General features: G+C 39.4%; 6 protein-coding genes. 5 read left to right on the top strand and 1 reads right to left on the bottom strand.

Annotated features, from left to right (window positions below; genetic code table 11):
* Position 1 precedes the first annotated feature (1 nt).
* The 5 genes from Q0X77_RS15000 (at position 2) to Q0X77_RS14980 (ending at position 4,385) form a co-directional block, all read left to right on the top strand.
* Positions 2-385 (top strand): response regulator, encoded by a 384-nt coding sequence (locus Q0X77_RS15000; protein ID WP_297798634.1) that lies wholly within the window; start codon positions 2-4, stop codon positions 383-385.
* A gap of 75 nt (positions 386-460) precedes the next feature.
* Positions 461-1,003, top strand: coding sequence for a heme NO-binding domain-containing protein (locus Q0X77_RS14995; protein WP_297798633.1), 543 nt, complete (start codon positions 461-463; stop codon positions 1,001-1,003).
* Positions 996-3,350, top strand: coding sequence for a PAS domain-containing sensor histidine kinase (locus Q0X77_RS14990; protein ID WP_297798632.1), 2,355 nt, complete (start codon positions 996-998; stop codon positions 3,348-3,350). Before Q0X77_RS14995 ends, Q0X77_RS14990 begins: the two co-directional genes overlap by 8 nt.
* Positions 3,351-3,352: 2 nt before the next feature.
* Positions 3,353-3,670 carry an Hpt domain-containing protein gene (locus Q0X77_RS14985; RefSeq protein ID WP_297798631.1) on the top strand — a complete coding sequence of 106 codons (318 nt, stop codon included), beginning with the start codon at positions 3,353-3,355 and terminating at the stop codon, positions 3,668-3,670.
* Positions 3,671-3,674: 4 nt separating this feature from the next.
* Complete coding sequence (locus Q0X77_RS14980) at positions 3,675-4,385, top strand: LytTR family DNA-binding domain-containing protein (protein ID WP_297798630.1); 711 nt, start codon at positions 3,675-3,677, stop codon at positions 4,383-4,385.
* A 3-nt stretch (positions 4,386-4,388) separates the two neighbouring features.
* Here Q0X77_RS14980 and Q0X77_RS14975 read toward each other — a convergent pair.
* A partial coding sequence (locus Q0X77_RS14975; RefSeq protein ID WP_297798629.1) for a cellulose synthase subunit BcsC-related outer membrane protein occupies positions 4,389-4,838 on the bottom strand: 450 nt, incomplete at its 5' end.

The following is a 4,838-nucleotide window of genomic DNA, read 5'->3' as shown; positions in this document are numbered from 1 at the left end:
TATTGAAGACGATGCCATAGAGACCATGAAGTTGACAAGGACCTTATCCAAGCTGGATGAAAAACACACCCTTATTCAGGCAAACAATGGGGAAGAAGCATTGAAGATCCTTAAAGAAAATAACCTGCCTGATATTATCCTTCTTGACCTGAATATGCCACGAATGAATGGCATTGAATTCCTTCAGATCCTTAAAAAGGACCCCCTGCTTAAATACCTGCCCACAGTAATTCTGACAACATCTGAAAACAGAACAGACCTGCTCGAATGTTATAAGACCGGAATTGCAGGCTACGTGATAAAGCCATTAAAATATGATGATTACGAAGACAAGCTCATGAAGGTTATCTCTTATTGGCAGGTAAATGAACTAGTAAAAGGTTAATGGAACTAGGCATTTCACAACAAAATTTTTACGACAGCTAAGGTTTTTCCTATATTTAATTTTGATTTTATCTTTATGAAAGGTTTTATTTTTACAGAGTTCCTGGAAATGGTGGAAGACCAATTTGGACTGGAAATTACCGATAGTATTATCGAAAATTCGGAGCTGCCCTCCGAAGGCATTTATACTTCTGTTGGTACCTACGATTTTAATGAAATGGTTTCCCTCCTGACTAATTTAAGTTCAGAAGTCAAGATGTCGCCAAATGACCTATTATACGCTTTTGGGCTGTACTTGTTCGATAGTTTAGGGAAAGCACATCCCGAGATCATTAAAAGTTATGCTTCACCAATTGCTCTTTTGAACTCTATTGAGGACCACATTCACGTACATGTTAAAAAGCTCTACCCCGATGCGGAATTACCCAGCTTTACCATAATTGAAAAAACGGATACTTCCCTATCCATGATTTACAGCTCTTCAAGAGGGCTGTACAGTCTGGCTCACGGCCTAATGGAAAAAGCTTTTACGCATTTCAAAAGCAGTGCCGAAATAAGCTATGAGTTGCTGAAGGAAGATGGCACCCAGGTAAAATTTCATATTGTCCAACATGGATAACAAAGAAGTAACTTTATTGAAAAGGGCCTTAGAACGCCAAAAGAAAGCAAGACTTCAGGCAGAAAAAATACTGGAAGAAAAATCACAGGAACTATACAATACCGCCAGGCAATTAAAAGAGACCAATGAGCGCTTAGAAAACCTCTTAAGCGAAAAAACATCCGAACTAGAAGGGGTATTTATCAATATCATTGATCCATATCTGGTAATGGACATCAATGGTAATGTCCTTCGGATGAATGCCGCCGCTAAACAACTCCTGGGATACGATCATAACGAAGAGACTATCAACCTCGGATCTTTGATCCATCCGGACTACATTGAATATACCAAAGAATCGTTCAAACTTCTTTATGAAGTAGGTACCCTAAAAAACTACAGGGCTAAGATTATTGTAAAGGATCAATCCATTAAGTACATACAAGTGAACAGCAGCATAATTTATGATAAGGCGGGCCTCCCCATTGCCGCGCAGGGTATTATCAGAGATATTACGAAGGAAAATGAGGTGGAAGTATTGCTTTCCGAACAAAAGAAGCAGCTCGATATCATAGTTGAAAATTCTCCACTGGGCATTGTACTTACTCAAGGGGGTAAATTCCTTAAAATTAACAAGACCTTCTCCGAGCTACTGGGTTATTCGGAGTCCGAATTAAAAAAATCTACTGTAGATGCCATTTCAGCTCCAGAGGACAATGAAAAGTCGAGTAGGTATATGACTGAGATGAAGAAAGGAAAACTGGACAACTTTTCTATAGTGAAGCAATATTTCAGGAAGAACGGAACTGCCATTTTAGCAAAAACTTCAGTAAGTGCGGTAAGGGAATCCTCTGGTAAGATCGCATATGAAGTAGCTATAGTAGAAGATATTTCCAAAGAACGTGAAGCACAAGAGCAAATCAGAGCCTCCGAAAACAGGCTTGCCAGCCTAATTTCGAATTTACAGACTGGTGTCTTACTGGAAAATGAAAACAGGGAAATATCCCTTACTAATCAGATGTTTTGCGACATGTTCCATATTCCTGTTCCGCCGAAAAGCCTGAAAGGAAGCGATTGTTCTAATGCTGCCGAGGAAACCAAGCACTATTTTGAAGATGGAAAAGGATTCGTTACACGTATCACTCAGATCTTAAAGGATCAAAAAGTAGTCCTTTCAGATGAACTGGAAATGAAAGATGGCCGGATTTTGGAGCGAGACTATATCCCAATTTTCAGTGATGGAATTTATAAAGGGCATTTGTGGACGTATAATGATGTTACAATCAGGAAGAATTACAAGAAAAATCTTGAGATTCAAAATGAAAAATATTGGAGCATAATCGCAAATATGAACCTTGGGCTCATCGAGGTAGACAATGCAGATGTAATTCAATTGGTAAATCAAAGTTTTTGCAATATGAGTGGATATTCTGAGCAGGAATTAATTGGAAAAAAGGCAAGCGCTACCTTAAAGGTGTCCGAAAAGAACATCATAGTTGAAAAAGGAAAAGAACGGCTGAGAGGAAAATCGGATTCCTATGAGATACAGGTGTATACCAAATCTAATGAACTGCGCTATTGGCTTATAAGTGGCGCCCCCAGATATGATGAAACGGGTGAGGTAGTAGGTTCCATTGGGATTCACCTGGACATAACGGCACAGAAAAACCTGGAGCTGCAGAAGGAAAAGTTGATGTTAGAACTGGAAGCCAGTAATCAAGGACTTGAGCAATATGCGCATATTGTTTCTCATGACCTTAAATCTCCTTTGCGAAGCATCAGTGCCCTGGCTACCTGGCTGCATGACGATTATAATGAGATCATAGATGATACAGGTTTGTTCAACCTTCAAATGATGCAAGAAAAAGTGGAGGGGATGGATAAGCTTATTGATGGAATATTAAAATATTCTAGTATTAATAACGAACATCTTGATACGGTTTCTGTAGACCTGAATCAGGTGGTTAATGATATACGTGAGATTATATATACTCCAAAACATGTTAATGTCATCATCCTTAACCCCCTTCCCACGCTGCAGGCCGATGCCACTAAAATGCACCAGCTTTTTCAAAACCTGATCAGCAATGCAGTTACCAATATTGATAAGGAAGAAGGTCTGGTAGTTATTGATGTAAAGGAAAATAAGACCTACTGGGAATTCTGCATTAAAGACAATGGCGTTGGAATCCCTGAAGAGTACCATGAAAAAATATTTCAAATATTCCAATCCATAGGAACTAAGGAAAGTTCAACGGGTATCGGACTGTCTATCGTTAAAAAGATAGTAGATTTGTACGAAGGTAAGATCTGGTTAGACAGCAATGTGGGCGAGGGAACTACCTTTTATTTCACCCTAAAGAAATAAGCATGGAAACCCCAAACCTGGAATATATTAAACAATTAGCAGGTGACGATGTTGCATTTGAGCAAAAATTCATTGACATCCTGAAGGACGAGTTCCCGGTTGAGAGACAGGAATACAACAAAACCCTCCGGGAAGGAAAAACAAATGAAACAGCATTGATAGTCCATAAATTAAAGCATAAATTAAACATCCTGGGACTGGAAAATGCTTATCGTCTTGCTGTTACCTACGAAGAGGAACTAAAAATGGAGAATACTGCGTTAAAAAAAGAATTTTCCGGTATTTTAGATACCATAGAATCCTATTTAAAGACCCTTTGAGACCATGAATTGTATAATCATAGATGATGAAGCAGCTGCAAGAGCCATTGTAGCACAATTGTGTACTTCTATTCCTGAGCTGGATGTCATTGAAGAGTTTTCCAATGCTATAGATGCCATTAAATTCCTTAACCAGCAAACTGTAGACCTGGTACTCCTCGATATTCATATGCCCGGGTTTACCGGATTCGATTTTGTGCAAACCCTTAAAGATCCACCAAAGATCGTCCTTACCACCTCTGATACAAATTTTGCCATTGAGGCCTATGAGTATGAAGCAATTGTGGATTATCTGGTGAAACCAATCACACCAGAGAGGTTCACAAAGTCGATACAGAAAGTAAAGAATACAATAGCTCAGCAACCCTCCGCAACCAAGGGCGAAGGTGGCGCAAGTTCAGTAGGGGAAGATTTGTACATCAATATAGACCGGAGACTTATCAAACTTACCTTTGATGAGATCTTATTCATAGAGGCCAAAGGCGATTATATAGATATAAAGACTACCAAAGAGACCCATAGGGTACACAACACCTTGAAAAAAATTAAAGATAAACTCCCTGAAGACCTCTTTCTTCAGATCCACAGATCGTATATCATCAACTTTACGAAAATCATTGATATAGAGGACAACAGTGTGCTTATTGAAAAAAGTGTAATTCCCATAAGCCGGTCTAACCGCCCGGAACTCATGCGGAGGTTAAATTTACTCTAACCGCTACAGCTTGGCTAACATCTTTTTATAGAAGAGTGGGGTTTTTGTAAAATTCCACTTCAACCTTACCCCTATTTCTGTAAAGTTGAATCCGGTGGCCGTATCGGAAGCAATGTTGCTGTATTTCCCATAAATGCTCGCAATAACTCTTTTGGAGATCTGTTGATTAAGCCCTGCTTCCAACCTGAAAACCACGGACTGCTGGTCGTCCTCTACCTTCTGCAAACCTGTGGCACAGTTTAGGAGATAAGTGCTCTTTTCTGAAAAAGAGCCTCTGAGATCAGCAAAAACTTCAATAGCCTGATATTGATCCGGGCTAAAATAAATATCTGGTACCTGCTCTGCGAAAGACATGTACTGGTAGTTGACACCAACCTTAAAGGCTGGCTTTTTAAATACATTGTAATATAGGGAGGTAAAAACAAGATTGCGTTTGTTGTCATCGGATTGCCT

Origin of the sequence: uncultured Eudoraea sp., from assembly GCF_947258925.1 — a bacterium.
In the GTDB taxonomy this organism is placed as follows: Bacteria; Bacteroidota; Bacteroidia; order Flavobacteriales; family Flavobacteriaceae; genus Eudoraea.
This window is presented reverse-complemented; position numbering and strand designations above follow the sequence as displayed.